Origin of the sequence: Shewanella sp. 10N.286.48.B5 (genome assembly GCF_002874355.2) — a bacterium.
GTDB lineage: Bacteria > Pseudomonadota > Gammaproteobacteria > Enterobacterales > Shewanellaceae > Shewanella.
This window is the reverse complement of record NZ_MCVG02000001.1, coordinates 1,895,797-1,915,627: the sequence shown is the minus strand read 5'-3', so window position 1 is coordinate 1,915,627 and position 19,831 is coordinate 1,895,797. Positions and strand designations below refer to the sequence as shown.

Sequence of the window (19,831 nt, the reverse complement as noted above, 5' to 3'; positions counted from 1 at the left end):
TTAATTTAGGACAATTTATGATTTGGAAGATCATTTCATCTGTAATAGTTTATTTATTGGCTGTGAATTTGGTTTTTGCGCAGCAAGATATTAGTTTTGATGATTATTTAGACTCACTTAAAGATAAAGCTATCGCTGCGGGTATTTCCTCAAACACGATCGATGAACATTTCTCAAAAATCAAAGTGTTTAAAAGAGCCACAGTAAAGGGCTCTGAAACCAGTTTGAATCTAGAAAGTTACATACCTAAAAATGTACCTGAAATAACCGTCGTTACCGCAAGAGCTATGCTCAAAGAGCAACAAGACGCTATCGTTGCTATTGGCGATCGTTATGGTGTTCAGCCACGTTTTTTAGTTGCGCTATGGGGATTAACCTCAGAGTTTGGTGAGCAACAAGGTAATTTTCCGATTTTATCTGTCACCGCATCCAATGCTTATTCTGGCAATCGTGAGCAATTTTACATTGATGAATTTATTGCTGCTTTACGCATCATTGAATCTAATGATGTTCAATACGAGCAATTAATCGGTTCATCAACTGGCGCTATGGGCCACCTACAATTAATGCCGTCACAGTACTTAGCTTTTTCGCAAGATGGTAATGGCGATGGCAATAAAGATATTTGGAATAATCAGTACGATGCCTTTGCAACTGCAGCATCAATGCTGCAGGCATCCGGTTGGCGTAATGATGAAACCTGGGGGCGTCAAGTTAGCTCAATTGAAGCATTAGCCGTGGAAGATACCGGTATAGACAATGCTAAAACGTTTAATGAATGGCAAGCGCTTGGTGTACGTCGCTATAACGGTAATGATTTGCCCAAGCGTGATGATATGCAAGTTGCTTTGTTAATGCCTGACGGTGAAAAAGGTCGCCAATATCTGGTGTATAATAATTTCAAACTGCTTCAAAAATGGTCTAACAGCGAACATTTTTTATTAACTGTGACTTACCTTTCTGAACGAATCAAAAATCCGCCAATCAATTAGTGGTACAATAGCGGCAATGTTATTTTATTACTATTGAACTATGTCTTTTTGGAATGAAAAAAAACTCGAAGAAATGAGTATCGTGCAGTGGGAATCACTGTGCGATGGTTGTGGAAAATGCTGCTTAAACAAATTAATCGATGATGAAACAGAAGAGTTGTATTACACCAATGCAGCTTGTCATTTGTTAGATGATGAATCTGGCGGTTGTCGACGTTATCCTGAACGCTTCAAATATGTTCCAGCCTGTACGGCCATTACTGCAGATAATGTAGCTGAATTAACATGGCTACCAGATTCTTGTGCTTATAAGCGTTTATACCAAGGCAAAACGCTTCCCAGCTGGCATCCTTTACTGACAGGTTCTAAAGAGGCCATGCATGAAGCTGGCATATCGGTGAAGGGTAAAACCATTAATGAAACCATAGTACGTGAGCTAGAAGACTATATCGTACTTTGGCCATTAAAAGACGTTGAATAGTCATTTTTTATTTAGCTGGTTTTACTGCAGGAATGATTATTACTGCCAGTACGACTAAATAAACGATAAAAGTGACAACCATCCATTGCGCCATGCTTACTGATAAGAATGTCCAAGGCGAGTCACTGCACATGCCAGTAGGGGAAAACACTGCTGGGAGCCATTTATCCAGTGGCATCCATGTTGGAAATTCAGGGAAAAATGAGCAGGTGGAGAAAGGCGATGGGTCGACCTGTAGTTTATTAAGTTCAAGTGATAACTTTAATCCCCAGGCAGCACTGACTCCCCAAGCTCCGATAGCTATTATTCTGGTTAACCAGAATTTTGGTGCTATCAGCCCCACCATAGCGGCAATAATTAATCCTAAAACCGCCACTCTGACATAAATGCACATGACACATGGGGCTAAATTCATCACGTATTGGAAAAATAGCGCAGCAGCCTCTAGGCCAATTGCTGACATAAGTAATATTAACCAAGCGCTACGTGAACGAGTGAAACTCTGTAAACGATTCAAATCAAACTCCTTTCGATCTTATATTTATTATTAGTATGAAAACTCAACGGGATATAAAAAAGCACCCTCATTAGAGGGTGCTTAATTGATAATGTTCAAATTATTAAACATTAATGCCCGCTTGCAGCGCCAATAACGTCTTTCGCAGTATGATGAATAATGATGTGACTATCATAAAAATACTGGGTCATATCGGTTAAGAAGCCAGATTCAATAGTAACAACACCGACAATTGACAGTACAATCGTATAAGGCAGTGCCATCCAAACCATACGGCCATAGGACAGTCTTACTAATGGTGCTAAAGCAGAGGTCAGTAAGAATAAGAATGCAGCTTGACCGTTAGGGGTCGCAACAGAAGGCAGGTTAGTACCTGTGTTAATCGCCACAGCTAATAAATCAAATTGGTCACGGGTGATTTGGCCACTGATTAATGCTGCTTTTACTTCATTAATATAGACAGTACCCACAAACACGTTATCGCTCACCATCGACAATAAGCCATTAGCAATATAGAACACCACTAACTGGGCGTTACCTTCAAAGCTTAGTGCCCATTGAATAACAGGGGCGAATAAATGTTGATCAATAATCACACCAACCACGGCAAAAAATACCGCAAGTAAGGCTGTGAAAGGTAAGGCCTCTTCAAATGCTTTACCAATCGCATGTTCATCTGTCACGCCATTAAATGCCGTGGTTAAGATGATAACGGATAAACCAATCAAACCAACAGAGGCTAAATGGAAGGCTAAACCTACGACCAACCAAATACCTACAAGAGCCTGAACAACCAGTTTCATCTTATCGGCAGTGGTTCTGTTTGCATCTTCATAGGCAGCATAATCGCTTAAAATTTTATGAACCGCATCTGGTAGTTGTGCGCCATAGCCAAACCATTTAAATTTTTCAACAATGAAGCAAGTGGCTACACCCGCGATTAATACTGGCATGGTAACAGGTGACATACGAATAAAGAATTCACCAAATTGCCAATGAGCTTGGGCTGCAATGATTAAGTTTTGTGGTTCACCGACCATAGTACAAACACCGCCAAGAGCAGTACCTACACCAGAGTGCATTAGTAAGTTTCTTAAGAAACCACGAAAAGCCTCTAACTCTTCATCGCATAACTGTTCACGATCTTCTTTAGTGTGGTCATGATCTGAACTAAAGTCTTTACCTGATGCCACCTTGTGATAAATCGAGTAGAAACCAACGGCTACAGCGATGATAACCGCGATAACTGTTAGGGCATCTAAAAAGGCCGACAGAAAAGCAGAAGCGGTACAAAACATTAATGAAACAACAATTTTTGAACGTACTTTAGTGATCATTTTAGTGAATACAAAAAGTAGCAATTGCTTCATGAAGTAAATACCAGCAACCATGAAGATTAATAATAATAATACTTCTAGGTTAGCTTCTATTTCATGTAGAACTTGTGTGGGGGAGGTCATGCCTATAATTACAGCTTGTATGGCGAGTAAGCCGCCAGGCTGTAATGGATAGCATTTTAGTGCCATTGCAAGGGTAAAAATAAATTCTACTACCAGTACCCAACCTGCGATGAATGGGCTGACATAGAAAAATAATAATGGATTTATAACGAGGAACAACAATATTGCATATTTATACCATCTTGGTGAATTACCCAAGAAGTTATGAAAAAATGCATTACCAGCAGTTGACGGCATAATAGCCTCTCCAGTTGTGATTTTGTGATAGTGAAATTTACTGGAAGGAATTTCGTGACAAATAGAGCGACGTATTTACAGCTGACTTTGAATAAGACGAATTACATTGTTTCTAAACTATCTTGCTCAGTAAACAATTTTTCGTCATAGCCTTTTTTATCAGTCATTTAAACGCATTATATTTGTTAGTTTCAAAATTCGTTAGCTGTATCGCTAACTTACATCCTTTTGTTTGACGCGGTATTTTAGCGCAAACTTCATTGATTGTAATCCAAGAAAATCTATCATTCGACAAATAGCCAACGAATATAACTGCTACGTCACAAACTTATCTGCGATTGGTGAAAAAGTAACCGGTAACAAGGTTAGATCTAGGCTTTAACTGCTATGTATGGTGTGTATTTATATTTCCTCTGGTATGATCTGTCTATTGGTTAACCACGGGATGTTAAAGTTGACAATTATCAATGCAAAGGGTCCTGCAAGTTTTGCAGAAAAATGGATTGTACGTTCCATCTGGGAAAATAAGTTTCCACCGGGGTCGATATTACCCGCAGAGCGTGAACTATCAGAATTAATTGGCGTAACAAGAACAACATTAAGAGAAGTGTTACAACGATTAGCGCGTGATGGTTGGCTCAAAATTCAACATGGCAAACCAACCCAAGTGAATAATTTTTGGGAAACCTCTGGCTTAAATATTTTAGAAACTATTGCTGATTTAAACCCTGAGGGATTCCCGTTATTGGTTGATCAGCTGCTTTCAGCGCGAGCCAATGTGAGTATTATTTATTTTCGCGGCGCCATTAGAAATAACCCAGAAAAAGCTCAAGCGGTATTAGCAAAAATTCATCAGTTAGAAGACACTGCTGAAGCTTATGCTGATTATGATTATGAATTACATCATGCGTTAGCGTTTTCTTCAGGAAACCCGCTCTATGTTCTTATTCTTAATGGTTTCAAGGGATTGTATAGCAGAGTAGGTCGCTATTATTTCTCGAGTGAAGAGGCGCGAGCGATCTCACTAGATTTTTACAAAAAGCTTGAAGTTTTAGCCATTGAGCACAAATACAATGACGTTAATGGGTTGATGAAATCAAATGGCATTAACAGCGGCGTTATGTGGCAAAAGTTGCGTGATGATATGCCTGCAGAGATTGCTATCAGTAATAAATAATAGCTAATTAATACAGTAAAAAACCAACCGCGAGGTTGGTTTTTTTATGGCTTAAGTTTAATGGAACTCAATAGCAGTGATTACATGGTAGTCATCTTAGTTTCTGCTTTAGCTGGGGGGCATTGCGACAACTTAGTTACATTACCAGACTCTTCAAGTTGCTCAATGCTGACATCAAAGCCCCATAAACGGTGTAAATGCTTTAGCACTTCTTCGTGGCTGTGGCTCAGTGGAATACGTTTATTGGGGATGTAGCGTAATGTTAATGATCGATCACCATTAACTTTTACTTGTTGCACTTGGATATTTGGCTCTAGATTTGACAAGTTATATTGCTGTGATAATTTTTCTCTGATTAAGTGGTAACCACTATCATCATGAATAGCTGAAATAGATAAACGGTTACAACTATCATCATCTAACACACTAAAGAGCTTAAAATCTCGCATAACTTTTGGCGACAGGTATTGGCTTATAAAGCTTTCGTCTTTAAAGTTTTCCATTGCAAATGTAACCGTCGTTAACCAGTCGCTTCCGGCTATCTCAGGAAACCAACGTTTGTCTTCTTCAGTAGGGTGCTCACATATACGCCTGATATCAACAAACATGTTAAAGCCCAAAGCATAGGGGTTTATGCCACTATAATGTGGGCTATTGTAAGCTGGCTGAGCGACCACAGCAGTATGACTTTGTAGAAACTCCAACATAAATCTATCTGTCACAGTGCCTTGATCAAACATATGATTCAAAATGGTGTAATGCCAAAAGGTGGCCCAACCTTCGTTCATTACTTGGGTTTGTTTTTGCGGATAAAAATATTGCGCCATTTTCCGCACAATTCGAACGATTTCACGTTGCCAAGGTTCAAGTAATGGGGCGTTCTTTTCGATAAAATATAAGATATTTTCCTGTGGTTCTTCAGGAAATTTAATTTCATTTTCCGCTTTTATGTTATCAGGGTTAACTGGTACGGTTCGCCACAGGTCGTTAACCTGACTCTGTAAGTAACTCTCACGGTCTTTTTGGCGCATTTTTTCTTCTTTAAACGATATTTCAGCAGGGCGTTTATAACGGTCAACACCATAATTCATTAATGCGTGACAAGAGTCGAGGGTTAGCTCAACTTGCTCAACACCGTAAGTTAATTCGCATTCTCGGATGTAGTTTTTAGCAAACACCAAGTAATCAATAATCGAGCTAGCATCGGTCCATGTTTTAAATAAGTAATTATTTTTAAAGAAACTATTATGGCCAAAACAGGCGTGAGCCATCACAAGGGCTTGCATGGTAATGGTATTTTCTTCCATTAGATAAGCAATACACGGATCGGAATTAATCACAATTTCGTAGGCTAATCCCATTTGACCGCGACGGTAACCTTGCTCCGTTTCAATAAAACGTTTGCCAAATGACCAATGGGTGTAACCAATAGGCATACCGATACCTGCATAGGCATCCATCATTTGTTCTGCGGTGATCACTTCAATTTGATTGGGATAACTTTCTAATTTGTAAAAAGCCGCTACTTTTTCAATTTCTGCCATGTAGGTTTCGAGTAGGTCAAAGGTCCAATCAGGGCCATCATCTAAAGGCTGTTTACCATGGGCTTTAGGCTGTGATTTTTCGGCAATATTGGCTGATTGTGCCGTGTTTTGTAGCTCTTCAATGCCAGCACTTTTGTCGTCAGTAGTCGGTTTTGTCATTGTGACTCCTTAGCTAGGCTGCTTTTTGAATAATTCACGGAACACTGGATAAATATCGTCTACTTCTTTGATGTGTTGTACGGCGATATTGCCAAATTGTGCTTGTAAGGTTTCATATTCACGCCAAAGCGTTTGATGCGCTCTACGGGTTATTTCGATGTAACTAAAATAGCGAGATACCGGTAATATTTTCTCAGCAAGGAGTTGCCTACAAGCTGGTGAGTCATCAGCCCAATTATCGCCATCAGAGGCTTGTGCGGCATAAATATTCCACTCATCAGCAGGGTAACGTTTTTGCTGAATTTCATGCATTAAATTTAAGGCACTAGAAACAATGGTACCGCCTGTTTCTTGTGAGTAGAAAAATTCATGTTCGTCTACTTCTTTTGCTTGGGTGTGATGCCGGATGTAGACCACTTCAAGATTTTTATAGGTCTGGGTTAAAAATAAATACAGTAAAATATAAAATCGTTTTGCCATATCTTTGGTGGCTTGATCCATTGAACCTGAAACATCCATTAGGCAAAACATGACTGCTTGGCTAGATGGTTTTTCACGTTTGGAAAAATTATTAAAACGTAAATCGAAACTGTCTATAAAAGGCACGCTATCGATACGCTTTTTAAGATCTTCAATTTGCTGTTTTAAATCCATGATCAACTCAGCTTGGGTGCCGGGGGTATTTTCAAGCTCGTGAAGCTGCTTAATAAGCTCGGCGAGTAATTTCTTTTTACCTGCAGTCATGGCAATGCGTCTAGCCAATGAAGATCGCAGTGAGCGGACAATATTGATATTGGCTGGTACGCCGACATTAGTGTAACCAGCGCGGTATGTTTCAAACTCAACCATTTGCTTGGCGTTAGTTTGCTGTAAATCCGGTAACGCCAAATCTTCAAATAACAGCTCTAAATATTCATCATTTGAGATTTCAAACAAGAATTCATCTTTACCTTCGCCGCTATTAGAGGCTTCACCTTCGCCACTACCTTGTCCGGCTGCGCCGCCTTTGGGGCGCTCAATTTGATCACCTTTATTAAACTGATCGTTACCTGGGTGGACACGCTCTCTCACACCGCCTTGTCCTTGATGAAATGTCGGTTCGCTGATGTCACGTGTTGGGATACTGATTTTCTCGCCTTTATCGATATCAGTAACACTTCTTCTGGTTACGGCTTCACTGACTGATTTTTTGATTTGCTTTTTGTAGCGTTCAATAAAACGTTGCCTGTTGACGGTACTTTTACCTTTTGCATTGAGGCGTCTATCAATAAAATTTGCCATACACAACTCCTAATGGACTTTGCCCTTAACGGTTTTTAGCGCATAAAGGTAAGGGCAAAGTTAGCAATACTTATGACGATTTACGTACCCTCAAGTACCACTCTGAAAGTAATCTGACTTGTTTTTGGGTATAGCCTTTTTCCATCATGCGATTGATAAAGTCATCGTGTTTACGTTGATCATCTGCTGAGGTTTTCGCGTTAAAAGAAATAACCGGTAATAAATCTTCGGTATTGGAGAACATTTTTTTCTCAATCACCACTCTGAGCTTTTCGTAACTGGTCCACAGTGGATTATTACCGTCATTATTGGCTCTAGCACGTAATACAAAGTTGACGATCTCATTACGAAAATCCTTAGGGTTACTGATACCAGCTGGTTTTTCGATTTTTTCTAATTCAGCATTTAGCGCTGAGCGGTCAAATAATTGGCCAGTTTCTGGATCTCTAAACTCCTGATCTTGAATCCAAAAGTCTGCATAAGTGACGTATCTATCAAAGATGTTCTGACCATATTCTGAATAAGACTCTAAGTATGCGGTTTGGATTTCTTTACCGATAAATTCAACATACTTAGGAATGAGATAACCTTTTAAAAACTCGAGGTACTTTTCACTTAACTCTGCAGGGAATTGTTCCTGTTCGATTTGCTTTTCAAGTACATAAAATAGATGTACTGGGTTTGCAGCAATTTCAGTATCGTCAAAGTTAAACACTCTAGATAATATCTTGAATGCAAAACGAGTTGATAACCCCTGCATTCCTTCATCGACACCGGCATAATCACGATACTCTTGGTACGACTTGGCTTTAGGGTCAGTATCTTTTAACGTTTCACCATTGTAGACGCGCATTTTTGAGTAAATAGAGGAGTTCTCAGGTACTTTTAAGCGTGACAGAATACTGAACTGAGCTAAAGTTTCTAGGGTGCCAGGGGCACAAGGCGCTTTGGATAGTTCTGAGTTTGACAGTAATTTTTGATAAATTTCCATCTCTTCAGAGACCCGTAAACAGTAGGGCACTTTTACGATGTAAACTCGGTCTAAAAATGCCTCATTGTTTTTATTATTTCTAAAAGTGGTCCACTCAGACTCATTGGAGTGAGCTAAAATCATACCGTTATATGGCAAGGCAGATAAGCCCTCTGTACCGTTGTAATTACCTTCTTGTGTGGCTGTAAGCAGTGGATGCAACACCTTAATTGGAGCCTTAAACATTTCCACAAACTCCATCACCCCTTGGTTCGCACGGCATAATGCGCCCGAGTAGGCATAAGCGTCAGCGTCATCTTGTGAAAAATGCTCTAACTGACGAATATCAACTTTACCCACCAATGCTGAAATATCTTGGTTATTCTCATCACCGGGTTCGGTTTTAGCGATAGCGGTTTGATCTAAGATCGAAGGGTAAACCTTAACTACTTTAAATTTAGTAATGTCCCCACCAAATTCATGTAAACGTTTTACTGCCCATGGTGACATGATGGTTTTAATATAACGTGGTGGAATCGCATACTCGTTAGTTAGCAGCTCAGCATCTTCATCGGGATCAAATAAGCATAAAGGGTGATCGTTAACGGGGCTGCGAACGCCATTGGCACTTAAGATGTAAATAGGCACCTTTTGCATTAAGGCTTTGAGTTTTTCTGCTAATGATGATTTACCACCACCTACTGGTCCTAACAGATAGAGGATTTGTTTTGATTCCTCTAGACCTTGGGCAGAATGTTTAAGGTAAGAGACAATTTGTTCAATGGACTCTTCCATGCCATAAAAATCAGTAAAGCTTGGATAGTAAGAAATTAATCTATTTGAAAAAATTCTACTGAGTTTAGGATCTTTTGAAGTATCGATGGTTTTAGATTCACCGATGGCCATTAACATCCGTTCGGCCGCCGACACATAAGCACTTCTGTCTTCCTTACAGATTTCAAGAAACTGCTGCAGTGAGTATTCTTCGTCTAGTTTTTGCTCATAACGTTGTTGGTAATGTTCGAATATGCCCATAAGAAACCCCTTTAAACTAAGGTGAAAGTACTTGAGTGACAGCGCATTTATGGTGTTAAGCCGATTTTAATTTAAACAAAATAGTAGTGCTTTTTAATGGCCGTTAGATAAAGTCTAGGTCAGGGATTTGAGATTAGCGAATAGGGAGTTGTAAAAAATTCTAATAAAAACAAAGATAAAACGTTGCAAATGCAACTGTTGCAAATGTAGTTGGTCGGTTTGAGCAGTAACGATAAAACAGAAACACTAAACATGAACCAATAAAAAAGGAGCTAATTAGCTCCTTTTATTCATCTCATTGTAAACTTGTTAGCATTTAGCCAGCGAAGTTTGCGTTAACGAATTCCCAGTTAACTAATTCCCAGAAAGCAGCTAGGTAGTTAGGGCGAACGTTACGGTAATCGATGTAATAAGCGTGTTCCCAAACATCAACAGTCATCAATGGTGTTACTGACTCGTCAGTTAAAGGAGTCGCAGCATTGCTTGTGTTAACAATAGCCACAGAGCCGTCAGCATTTTTAACTAACCAAGTCCAAGCACTACCAAAGTTGTTTACTGCAGAATCAGTAAATTTCGCTTTGAATTCTTCAAATGAGCCGAAAGCTGCATTAATTGCTTCAGCGATAGCACCCGTTGGAGCACCGCCAGCATTAGGCGCTAGACAGTTCCAGTAAAAAGTGTGGTTCCAAATCTGAGCTGCATTGTTGAATACGCCACCAGTTGAAGTTTTTACAACTTCTTCTAAGGTTTTGTTTTCAAATTCAGTACCTGCAACAAGACCATTAAGCTTAACAACATAAGTGTTGTGATGCTTACCGTAATGGAATTCGATAGTTTCTTCAGAAATATGTGGTACAAGTGCGTTCTTAGCATATGGTAATGCTGGTAATTCGAAAGCCATTAGTATCTCTCCATGGACTTAGGTTATCGTTTTATATACCTTTTGGTATGACATGCTCACCCTGACATTGTACTTAAAATTTTTGTGATGTGAATCATTGTTTGATGAAATATGTCGATACAGTCAATCGAAAAAATCATTTTCTAACAAAACCCTACAAACTGTGGGATTTTGTTATGATGAAAGCTGGCGTACAATAGCCTTAGATTATTAAGTAGCACTTAGGAATAAAAATGGAAACAGTAGACAAAATTAAGCAGCAAATTAGTGAAAACCCTATCATTGTTTATATGAAAGGCTCTCCAAAATTACCAAGCTGTGGTTTTTCATCTCAAGTCGCGCAAGTGATGATCAACTGTGGTGAGCAGTTTGCTTTCGTAGACATTTTACAGCATCCAGATATCCGTGCTGAATTACCAAAATTCGCTAATTGGCCGACATTCCCACAGTTGTGGATTGAAGGTGAGCTTATCGGTGGTTGCGATATCATCACTGAGATGTACCAAAAAGGTGAGTTACAGCCAATGATCACCGCAACAGCTGATAAGTTCCGCACTGAAGAAGACGCTGAATAAGTCATTTTTTGTTGCGCCTGTAAGCGTTAGCTTCGAATTTTTCAAAGCTTAAACGCAAAATAGATGAACTTTTAAAGTAAAAACCCTTAATTTGCTTAAATTAAGGGTTTTTTATTGCCTATAATTTGTTGCCTACAATAGTAATATGGAATTAAAACTTAATCGGCTTGAGGCTCTTTTGGCATAGGTAAGACTAAATTCATTACAATCGCCACTAAGCCACATAGGCTAATGCCTGTCAGGCTAAACTCACCAATACCAAAAGCCATTCCCCCAATACCGAACACTAAAGTCACCCCAACAATGCTGAGATTACGTGGCTCATTTAAATCTACCTGATTTCTAATTAAGGTATTTAAGCCAACTGCGGCGATGGAGCCAAACAATAAACACATAATGCCGCCCATAACGGGTAACGGAATTGTTTGCATCAATGCGCCTAATTTACCAATAAACGCTAACGTGATCGCCGTGATAGCAGTCCAAGTCATTATTCGCGGGTCAAAGTTTTTTGTCAGTGTTACTGCGCCAGTGACTTCACTGTAGGTAGTGTTTGGTGGTCCGCCTAGTGCTGAGGCCGCAATGGTGGCCACGCCATCACCCGTTAACGTACGGTGTAGCCCAGGCTTTTTAAAGTAATCCTTACCTGTTACATTTGAAATCGCTAATAAGTCGCCAATATGCTCAACGGCTGGCGCTATGGCTACGGGGATCATAAACAGTATCGCTTGCCAGTGAAATTCAGGGGCAACAAATTTGGGAACAGAAAGCCAACTTGCCTGCGCAACTGGACTAAAATCAACAATACCGAACGCCAAGCTAAAGCCGTAACCCACCAAAATACCGGCAAGGATCGGCATTAGCTTAAGCACACCTTTGGCAAAAACGGCAATTAACACAGTGGTCGCTAATGACATTAGCGCGATAAATAGTGCAATTTCTTGTTCAACAATAACGCTACTACCGTCACCTGTTTTACCCAGCGCCATGTTAACGGCCATAGGCGCAAGGCCCAAACCGATAATGATAATGACAGGCCCAACAACAACCGGAGGTAAAAGCTTATGAATAAAGCCACTCCCTTTGACCTTGACCATCAAACCTAACAGCACATAAACGAAACCTGCCACCATGAGTCCACCCATTGTGGCGGGAATGCCCCATGTTTGTACCCCATACATAATTGGCGCTATAAACGCGAATGATGAGGCTAAAAAAATAGGCACTTGGCGCTTAGTGATGATTTGAAATAACAATGTGCCAAATCCGGCAGTGAATAGGGCGACACTTGTATCAAGCCCACTTAACAATGGCATTAATACTAAGGCACCAAATGCAACAAACAGCATTTGTGCGCCCTGTAAGGGTATGAACAAGCGTTTCATATAAATCCTATGTTTATTATAAATGAGAGTTTCGAATTTAAGATAAGTGAAATTGCTAATAATGTCTGTATTTTAGATCATCTTTAACAGCCTTTTGCTGCAAATTACAGCACTGTAATGTAATTTTAGAAGTAAAATTAATATGCTACACTTCGAACACTTTTCTTAGATTGCGTTTACTTTGCCATGTTAAAACTTTTAATTCAGTTCATTGTTATTGGTTGTGTGTTTGCCCTAAACAGCTTTGCTGTTATTGCTGCTGAAATCGCTTTACTCGATGAAGCTGATGTTGTGGTAACTTCTCGAGCCACAAATGAACGACAAGTTGCCTTAAAACAAGCGCTATCCACTGTATTTATAAAGAATTCGGGCTTAACTTCAGTGCTTGAACACCCATTGATTAAAAGTCATATTAACAAGCCTGAATCCTTACTGACTCAATACGGCTACAGCCAAGTGGATGATGAGTTAGTGTTAAAGGCAAACTTTGATCATAAACGTATTATTTCGGTCCTTCGTGAAGCAGAATTACCAGTGTGGGGCCGCCAACGCCCATCAACTTTGTTATGGATGTCTATCGAAAATGCTGGCGATAGAGCTATTTTAGCGGATGCAGCTGAATCTGATATTAGAACGCAAATCGATTTAGATGCCAATAATAAAGGCATTCCAATCCTGTTACCTGTGATGGATTTAGACGATGTGATGCAAGTTAATGTCTCTGATGTACGAGGCATGTTTGCCGATGTGGTTGCCAACGCATCAAAACGCTACCAAGCGGACTATTTTGCCATGGCCGATATTGATCAAGTGGGCGGTTTTGTGCGCTTTAATGTAGCTTTATTTGATAAAGGCAATGCTAGCGGTGTTATGCAGCCTTTAATTAACCACCAAGCAGAAGTCGCGGATTACGAGCAAGCAACAGATGAAATCTTATCAAGGTTAGCGGGATATTTTGTTAGCCAATATGCCTTCGCTGACTCAGGAAACAGCGCCCAAACTAAGTTAACCTTAGTAGGGGTTCAAACTATGGCGCAATTAGTTGACATTGAAGCTTACTTAACCCAATTAAGTGCGATTAAGTCAGTGAGTTTAAGCCAGTTTAAAGCTGATACCGTTACTTACAACTTATCGTTATTTGGTGATGCCAGCGATTTAGAAAAATTACTGAGTATTAATAAAAGACTGACGCAAATTGATACTGTTAACACAGTGGTTCCACCCAATTTAAACGCTGGGCAAGAAAACAGTATCAATAATGTTGATCCTAATCTAGATTCTGAAACAACAGTGTCATTAATCTATCAATGGCATTAGATTGAGTGTGTTATACTAACTGTCGCTTGTATTAATTATTAGAGAATTTTTGAGTGACCCAAAACTCACCAAAACAATTATCGTTACCAGTTTATTTACCTGATGATGAAACATTTCAGAGTTATTACCCTGCAGTAGGTAACGATGAGTTAATCCAAAAGCTACAGGCTGCCGCTGAAGGCAGCCTTGCTTCTAGTTTGTATTTATATGGTCCGGTAAAATCTGGACGTACTCACTTAATGCACGCAGCTTGTGCGCACGCGAACGATTTAGAGCGCCGTACTTTATATATCCCACTTGGCATTCATGCCAGTATTTCTCCTGAGCTATTTGAAGGTATTGAGTCGTTACAACTAATTTGTATCGATGATATTGATGCCATTGCAGGACACCCAATATGGGAAGAGGCGCTGTTCCATTTATACAATCGTATTGAAGAGCAGCAAGATTGTCGCTTGATTGTAAGTGGCACCTCATCACCAACTGAAGCTGGTTTTGCATTACCTGATTTAATTTCACGGATGCAGTGGGGCTTGATATATCAATTACAACCCATGGCAGACGAAGAAAAGTTAGTGGCATTACAGCGGCGTGCAGCGATGCGTGGTTTGCAGCTTTCTGATGAGGTGGGGCGCTTTCTGTTAACTCGCATGGCTCGAGACTTACGTACCTTATTCGATGTGCTTGATAAGCTAGATAAAGCTTCTATGGTGCATCAACGTAAATTGACGATTCCTTTCATTAAAGAAATGCTGCGATTGTAAGTGACAATTTTTTATAATTGAGTTTTACGCTTTTATGAAAGCTTACAATCTAAAATAAAAAACCACCGATTAAGGTGGTTTTTTATTGGTAGTCACAAAAAATTGGTTAATTTCTGATTTGGTTAACGCGAGGGTATAGGCATATCTCTGTGCTCACGACCCACTTGTATTGCAGGCCTATTATCTGATGTCACAGCGTTAGCGTCTGAACTGATGTTTGACATTGTGCTGGCTCTAGACATGTTTCTTGACAGGCTGGGTGATATATCGACATTATCAAACCAATCTTGGCCGGCAATCATGTTTATTGGCGCAGGTAAGCCATTTAATAACGATTCACCATCTACTTCAGGCATCATTTGATTAATAACAAATGCAGCTCGGGTTGAGAGTTCGTCTGCGCCAATGCGGCCTCGCTGCCCCCAATCTACGATTAAGTTATCGGTATCTGTGACTGCCACATCCCTTTGAATTTGATAACGATGACTCATAAAGGCTTCTTCAAACAACATTGCGGCGTCTTCACGAGTCGACGAGTAGTTATAAAAATCATTAGCATAATCGGTCAAAAAGAAGCTAGTGACATCACTAGGTACATAGGCTTTTTGAATTGCGTCAGCGGTTTCACCTAAAAAGCTGACGGCGGCTAAACCATAGATTTCAGCGCTGGTTAATGGCTCAATATTCTGCAATTGATCAGATACCAGTGAATTGCTATTTGCTCTACGATAGAAGTCATCAATTAAAGTCGGGCCTTGTAACTGGCTATGGGTCGAACGCGGGAAAAAGTCATTAGCGTGAGCTAATTCGTGATACATCAAACTGGCTAAGCGCGGTGTAAGATCTGCAATAGTGCGCGATTGACGGATTGCCCGATCATAACTAATAGATACATAGTCATTATTTTTCACATAACGCCACGGCATAATAAATTTTAAATCGTTACCAAAGTCACTACGATAATCAGGTGCTTCATTGATGGTGTCTCTTTCCGTCGGGCTTAACCATAAATACTCAGGGTCGAGGTAAATAGCGCCCGTAGCCACCCAGTAAAATGATGGTCTAATATCATAGCTAATGACAACCGCGCTTACTGATTGTAATAACTTGATAAAATCACTGTTAGGATCCGCTTCAGTTAAAAATTGCTCAAAGTTTCGGCCCATCCAGTCATGGGAAACAACCACTCTATCCATGACATCAGCAATGGTTTCTGAATCTAATTGCTGACCAATTAACGGCAAGTCATTGAGCTCACACGTTTGGTTTAACTGGTTAGAGTAAACACACCGCTGCGCGTTAATTGCATAAGGTGATGCACTGTTATAGGCATAGGTTTTAGCGATGGGGCTATCAAAGTAGGGCGAGGTGATGGCGTTTTGTTTCGTCACTAATACAAACACTTCATCGGTTAAGGTTTCACCGGCAAAGTCTGCGGTCACTTTAAGGCCAACAAAGGTATCTTCTGCAATATTATCTGGTGCGGTAAATAGTGGCCTTTCTGCATTGGTTAAATCAAGGCTAATTTGTTGGTCTGAAAAATAACACCATTGTATGTTAGATGGCACTTGGTTGTTGATCTGACCAAGGCGCAGGCTGACATCATTACCTGCAACAACTTGATGATCGCTATAGACATTTAACTGTTGCGACATTTGCGCAGCACTGATGGAAATTTTGTCGCTGTAAGAAATTTGGCCACTGGTTGCCTCGACAGTGAAGCTATAGTCTGCAGCTTCAGGAATATAAAATGCCAGCACTGGGCTGTTTTCTGAGCTGATATCTAATGCAGGTCCTGCAGTTTGTTGCCAGTTAAACTGGTAGTCGTTGCTGTTTTGGTTACTGACCCCAACAGTAATACTGGCGGATTGATTGACGTAATATTGCTGTTCAACATTAAAATTCAATTCTGTGCCATTATTAACGGTTGTTAAACCGGAGCTGGTTTCGCAGACATTGATGGGCAATGTGGTTTCAGGGGCTCCTGGCGAAGATGAGTCAGAGCTACCGCCACAGGCTGACAGAAAAGTCACTGAGGCGAGTATAGCTGTAATAGCCATGTTATTTTTCATACACAATCTCCGTTGCTTTTGCATTCTAATCTAAAAATGTTATCAAAAATCAATATAGCATGGAGTCTTGCTTGCAAAAAGAACGGTGAAACTATTTGGTAACCTTTTCTTTACTTGTTACTTACTTATCTTTTTATCTACTTGTCACTTACTAGGTACTTGGTTATGGCGAAGTGATTTGCTGTTTTTAAATAAAAAAGCGCCCAAAGGCGCTTAAGTAATTTAGTTTATAAGTAGCAAGCTTATATTATTGGTCTTTGGACTTTTTCTTTAAACCTAAGCCTAGTTCTCTACCACGTAGGCGGGCATAAAAAGGAAAAGCGACTAACAGTGCGCTAATAAGTACAGATTCAATAAGCGCAAAATATAATGCATCTTCTGTGACATACAGCAGGGTTAGTCCATGTAAAAGGTATAAGCATAAAATGAAACTTGCCCAGGCATAAGTGTATGGCTTACCCGTTAATATCCCTTTAATGGGCAGTAACAAAGGGGCTATCCATAACAAATTAAAGGCTAATGAATATTCACCTGTCATGCCTTGCTGGATAAACCAGCCAGTAAGCAGCATTAATAATGAGACATAGCCCACACGGCATAGTTGAAATAAGGTATGTGTTGTCATGGTTATTCTCACAAAATGGCTAACACATTTTCAGGTGGTCGACCTACTGCAGCTTTGCCGTTTGCAATAGCAATAGCAATAGGGCGCTCAATTAATTTAGGGGTGTTAATCATGGCGTTGATTAATTGCTCATCGGTTAAATTAACATCCGTAAGGTTTTGTTCTTTGTATTCGGTTTCTTTAGTGCGCATTAGCTCTCTTGGACTGATTGCTAACATGGCTAAAATAGCGCTAATTTCGTCGCTAGAAGGAACGTTTTTTAAATATTCAACAATGTTTATTTGAACATTTTGTGCTTCTAGTAACGCAAGGGTTTGGCGGCTTTTTGAACAGCGAGGGTTATGATAAAGGGTAACAGTTGTCATTAGATTGCTTCTTTTTTATATTTTGGGGCATATTAACAAAAAATCTAAGCAATGGTTAGCTATCTGATAACTTAACTCACCATTGCTTAGCGGTAATTATTTGAGAGCGTCAAGCTCACGTTTAGCTTGTCTAAATTGGCGGATCCTCGCCTCAATTCTGGCAACTTGTAACGATTGGCCTTCTGAGTGGCGATAGGCATAGTTAAGTTGATCAATCGCGCCATCATAATTGGCCGCTAAGGCCATGACTTCAGCATTAGTATAATATTCAAGTGCCTTATTACCCATTTTGCGATAGGCCTGAGTTAAAATTTGATAAGGCAATATATTTTGCTTATCTAGAAATATAAGATCTTCTAATAGCGGAATGGCTTTTTCGGGTTGTTCAGCTTCCACATACACGTTGGCAAGGTTAGCTGAAATTACTTGCGACATAGGTTTAAGCTTATTGTGATGCAATAACATCTCAATGGCGCCGTCAAAATCTTTCTTTTGAACTAACAAATCAGTTTTAGTATCAATATAAAACAGATTGTTTGGCTTATTTGCTAACAAGTCATCGATAATATCTTCTGCTTCAGTAAAGCGTTTCGCTCTAAATAGAGCCAATGCTTTCCCATAAAGTGCAGCACTTTTAAAGCTATAGTTTTCTTTTTTTAGTTGCTGCTCAAACATAGATAATGCTGCTTGTTCACTGTAACTTGAAAAGCGCACTTGAATACGCGCTTTAGCAAGTTGGTAGTTTAACTGATCAGGGATATATCGATGAGGAAACTGGGTTGCGCGGTTACGGGCATCGGTAATACGTGACTCGGGTAATGGGTGAGTCAGTAGCATTTGCGGTGGCGTAGTAGTAAAGCGATAGCGTATAGCAAGCTTAGAGAAAAAATCGGCGGCGCCATTGGGGTCAAACCCCGCAGCTGCGAGCGTTTGCATGCCAATTCTATCAGCTTCTCTTTCATGTAAACGTGTGTAGTTAATGCGTGATTGTGTAGATAACGCTTGGGTTGTAGCTAACGCTGCCATACCTGCTTGTGGCGCAGCAATGGTTAATAAAATCGCCCCTAACATCCCCACAATAGTAGCAGTAGAACTTTTTTCTTGTGCTTCTAACGAACGGGCTAAGTGACGTTGCGTTACGTGAGTAATTTCATGGGCAAGTACAGAGGCTAATTCGCTTTCTGTGTCGGCATTAAGAAATAAGCCAGTATGTACGCCTACATGGCCTCCGAAAAAAGCAAAGGCGTTAATTTCATCATTTTTTAATAAGAAAAAGTAAAAGGGTGTTTTTACTCCAGTGGCGTGGGCAACCAGTTTATTGCCAAGTTCTGACATATATTGATTCAGCACAGGATCACTAACAATAGGTGCTGATGAACGAATGACCCGCATATAGGCATCGCCATATACCATTTCTTTTTCTAAACTAAAGGTATTGACTGCGGCAGTACCAAGATCGGGAAGATTGTTACTGGCAAAGCTTTTTGCCACACCAGCGGTTAGCATTAAGGCAACTGCAGTTGTTACAACACTTTTTGAGAATTGGGTAAACGATAATTTGCGCAAATGTAACCTTTATTATAATTATTTAAATAGGGTGGTAAGCAATTTAAGCTAAAGCGAATTACTTGTACTTTACTATCCTTGCTAGGATAATGGCTAGAGAATTTTTTAAGCAAATTTATAATGAAATTAATTGATTTAACTGCATATCAATGCCCGTATCCTTTGGTACAAATCAAGTTGGCATTGAAGAAGCTCAAGCTCGGTGAATCGCTATCTTTCAGTATCTCTGACTCTGGTTCACGTCGAGATGTTCCGCAGTTTTTAAAAAAAATGGGTTATCAGCTCAAAATAACTGATGAAAGCCCTAACTCTCTGTCTTTTATGGTTACGAAAGGTAACAATTTAACTGAATAATTAGGCTGACTTAAGATTAGTTAACTCTTAATATGACTCAGTCTTCTGTGACAC

18 protein-coding genes are annotated in these 19,831 nt (G+C 39.9%); 7 read left to right on the top strand and 11 right to left on the bottom strand.

Annotated elements, in window-relative coordinates; translation table 11 throughout:
* Positions 1-17: 17 nt before the first annotated feature.
* Positions 18-992 (top strand): lytic transglycosylase domain-containing protein, encoded by a 975-nt coding sequence (locus tag BCU57_RS08230; protein WP_102437295.1) that lies wholly within the window; start codon positions 18-20, stop codon positions 990-992.
* Between the two features lie 40 nt (positions 993-1,032).
* The gene (locus BCU57_RS08225; RefSeq protein WP_102437297.1) at positions 1,033-1,473 is read left to right on the top strand and encodes a YcgN family cysteine cluster protein; all 441 of its coding nucleotides are present in this window, start codon (positions 1,033-1,035) and stop codon (positions 1,471-1,473) included.
* Positions 1,474-1,480: 7 nt separating this feature from the next.
* Here BCU57_RS08225 and dsbB read toward each other — a convergent pair whose 3' ends face one another.
* Together dsbB and nhaB are read right to left on the bottom strand one after the other, a co-directional pair.
* Positions 1,481-1,990, bottom strand: a complete 510-nt coding sequence (dsbB, locus tag BCU57_RS08220; RefSeq protein WP_102437299.1) for a disulfide bond formation protein DsbB — start codon at positions 1,988-1,990, stop codon at positions 1,481-1,483.
* A 110-nt stretch (positions 1,991-2,100) separates the two neighbouring features.
* Positions 2,101-3,687 (bottom strand): sodium/proton antiporter NhaB, encoded by a 1,587-nt coding sequence (nhaB, locus tag BCU57_RS08215; RefSeq protein ID WP_102437301.1) that lies wholly within the window; start codon positions 3,685-3,687, stop codon positions 2,101-2,103.
* 445 nt (positions 3,688-4,132) lie between these two features.
* Here nhaB and fadR point away from each other — a divergent pair, with 445 nt between their 5' ends.
* On the top strand, positions 4,133-4,864 hold the full coding sequence (gene fadR / locus BCU57_RS08210; RefSeq protein ID WP_102437303.1) for a fatty acid metabolism transcriptional regulator FadR: 732 nt from the start codon (positions 4,133-4,135) through the stop codon (positions 4,862-4,864).
* 80 nt (positions 4,865-4,944) lie between these two features.
* On the opposite strand, the gene BCU57_RS08205 is transcribed toward fadR, so the two are convergent.
* The 4 genes from BCU57_RS08205 to sodB form a co-directional block, all read right to left on the bottom strand.
* Positions 4,945-6,567 carry a SpoVR family protein gene (locus BCU57_RS08205; RefSeq protein ID WP_102437305.1) on the bottom strand — a complete coding sequence of 541 codons (1,623 nt, stop codon included), beginning with the start codon at positions 6,565-6,567 and terminating at the stop codon, positions 4,945-4,947.
* Between the two features lie 9 nt (positions 6,568-6,576).
* Positions 6,577-7,848: a YeaH/YhbH family protein gene (locus BCU57_RS08200; protein WP_102437306.1), complete on the bottom strand. Its 1,272-nt coding sequence runs from the start codon at positions 7,846-7,848 to the stop codon at positions 6,577-6,579.
* 70 nt (positions 7,849-7,918) lie between these two features.
* On the bottom strand, positions 7,919-9,853 hold the full coding sequence (locus tag BCU57_RS08195) for a PrkA family serine protein kinase (protein WP_102437308.1): 1,935 nt from the start codon (positions 9,851-9,853) through the stop codon (positions 7,919-7,921).
* A gap of 316 nt (positions 9,854-10,169) precedes the next feature.
* Positions 10,170-10,754, bottom strand: coding sequence for a superoxide dismutase [Fe] (gene sodB / locus BCU57_RS08190; protein WP_102437310.1), 585 nt, complete (start codon positions 10,752-10,754; stop codon positions 10,170-10,172).
* Positions 10,755-10,987: 233 nt separating this feature from the next.
* On the opposite strand from sodB, the gene grxD reads away from it, so the two are divergent.
* Positions 10,988-11,329, top strand: coding sequence for a Grx4 family monothiol glutaredoxin (gene grxD / locus BCU57_RS08185; protein WP_076537750.1), 342 nt, complete (start codon positions 10,988-10,990; stop codon positions 11,327-11,329).
* A gap of 158 nt (positions 11,330-11,487) precedes the next feature.
* On the opposite strand, the gene BCU57_RS08180 is transcribed toward grxD, so the two are convergent.
* A complete protein-coding gene (locus BCU57_RS08180) occupies positions 11,488-12,714 on the bottom strand; it encodes a uracil-xanthine permease family protein (protein ID WP_102437312.1) in 1,227 nt (408 codons plus the stop codon).
* A 186-nt stretch (positions 12,715-12,900) separates the two neighbouring features.
* Between BCU57_RS08180 and BCU57_RS08175 the strand changes: the two genes are divergently transcribed.
* Positions 12,901-14,031 (top strand): DUF2066 domain-containing protein, encoded by a 1,131-nt coding sequence (locus BCU57_RS08175; RefSeq protein ID WP_102437314.1) that lies wholly within the window; start codon positions 12,901-12,903, stop codon positions 14,029-14,031.
* Between the two features lie 53 nt (positions 14,032-14,084).
* Positions 14,085-14,795, top strand: coding sequence for a DnaA inactivator Hda (gene hda / locus BCU57_RS08170; RefSeq protein ID WP_076537757.1), 711 nt, complete (start codon positions 14,085-14,087; stop codon positions 14,793-14,795).
* Positions 14,796-14,917: 122 nt separating this feature from the next.
* On the opposite strand, the gene BCU57_RS08165 is transcribed toward hda, so the two are convergent.
* The 4 genes from BCU57_RS08165 to BCU57_RS08150 all read right to left on the bottom strand — a co-directional run bounded on the left by BCU57_RS08165 (position 14,918) and on the right by BCU57_RS08150 (position 19,423).
* A complete protein-coding gene (locus BCU57_RS08165) occupies positions 14,918-16,867 on the bottom strand; it encodes a hypothetical protein (protein ID WP_102437316.1) in 1,950 nt (649 codons plus the stop codon).
* 247 nt (positions 16,868-17,114) lie between these two features.
* On the bottom strand, positions 17,115-17,492 hold the full coding sequence (locus BCU57_RS08160) for a DUF2069 domain-containing protein (RefSeq protein WP_102437317.1): 378 nt from the start codon (positions 17,490-17,492) through the stop codon (positions 17,115-17,117).
* Positions 17,493-17,500: 8 nt separating this feature from the next.
* Positions 17,501-17,857 (bottom strand): arsenate reductase (glutaredoxin), encoded by a 357-nt coding sequence (gene arsC / locus BCU57_RS08155; protein WP_102437319.1) that lies wholly within the window; start codon positions 17,855-17,857, stop codon positions 17,501-17,503.
* Between the two features lie 96 nt (positions 17,858-17,953).
* Complete coding sequence (locus BCU57_RS08150) at positions 17,954-19,423, bottom strand: M48 family metalloprotease (protein WP_372000844.1); 1,470 nt, start codon at positions 19,421-19,423, stop codon at positions 17,954-17,956.
* Positions 19,424-19,543: 120 nt separating this feature from the next.
* Between BCU57_RS08150 and BCU57_RS08145 the strand changes: the two genes are divergently transcribed.
* Positions 19,544-19,777 carry a sulfurtransferase TusA family protein gene (locus BCU57_RS08145; protein WP_102437321.1) on the top strand — a complete coding sequence of 78 codons (234 nt, stop codon included), beginning with the start codon at positions 19,544-19,546 and terminating at the stop codon, positions 19,775-19,777.
* Positions 19,778-19,831: the final 54 nt, after the last annotated feature.